1 protein-coding gene and 1 pseudogene are annotated in these 1,028 nt (G+C 22.2%); both read right to left on the reverse strand.

Features of this window, described 5'->3' with window-relative positions:
• Window positions 1–190: 190 nt before the first annotated feature.
• Entirely contained in the window at window positions 191–487 is a 297-nt protein-coding gene (locus PAHA3_RS27195; protein ID WP_062837789.1) for a nucleotidyltransferase domain-containing protein, read from the reverse strand.
• Window positions 468–1,028: pseudogene (locus PAHA3_RS30675) on the reverse strand (HNH endonuclease); the annotation flags it as partial. The pseudogene PAHA3_RS30675 and the gene PAHA3_RS27195, both read right to left, overlap by 20 nt.

The following is a 1,028-nucleotide window of genomic DNA, read 5'->3' on the forward strand; positions in this document are numbered from 1 at the left end:
AATTAGAAATGACTAATAATTTTATTTCTAGGTATTCATAAGTGAATGTATAAAAATACTGACAGCTGAGTAAATTTACTTAATACTTTTTTCATGACTAACCGATATTGATATAGAACTATGATAAACTCATTTCCTAGTTATTTTTTAGTATTTAGGTTCTCTAATCTTTCCAACTTAATATATAATATTATTTTAACACTATATAATTATTATTTAATTCATCAATAAAATTAACGTCTTTTTCTTCTTTTTCGCTTAAAGCAGTAATATCTAGAGGTAAGTTCACTAAATTTGATAGCTTTTTCTTAAATTTATACAAATCTTTTCTAAAATCACTTGAATAATACTTATAAATTATTACTATATCGATATCATTTGAGTTTTTTTTATCCGTTAAATAAGAACCAAAAACATATATCCTATTAAAAGTTTTATAAAATTCCATTTCTTTTTTAAATTTATTATTATTTAATTTTATGAACATAAGAAAAATACTCGTTTTTAGTTAGTAATTTTATTTCCATAGTAGAAGCAAGCTCTCTAGCCTCTTTAGATATACTTTTATCATCATTCCAACCATGTAAATTAACAACAATTGTGCCTTGTGAAAAAGCTTTCCTATATAAGTATTCTTGTGTCAAACAATATTCGTATACAAACACTATATTATAAGAATTGATAATTATTTCTCTTAAACTAGGTAACGCTTTGAAATGAAATGTAATTTTATTGTTATTTAGATATTTCAAAGCAAAATTCAAATCGTCCATTCTAACTTTAGTTTTTCTAAAACACTTATGAGAATGACATAATTGTTTTAATCGAGGTAAATTATCTAAATATATTTTTTCATTTTCTCCTAATTTATTTAATTGTATATATGGTCTTTCTTTTGCCAAATTTACATGATCAAATTTATTATTTCTTAAATATACACTTATTAAACTTTCTATAGATGCAACTGATTGCAAAAATGATTCGTGAAAATCTTGTTCGATACCAAATATTGAATTTAATTTTTTTGG

The organism is Paenibacillus amylolyticus, assembly GCF_001570725.1.
GTDB classification, from domain to species: domain Bacteria; phylum Bacillota; class Bacilli; order Paenibacillales; family Paenibacillaceae; genus Paenibacillus; species Paenibacillus amylolyticus_A.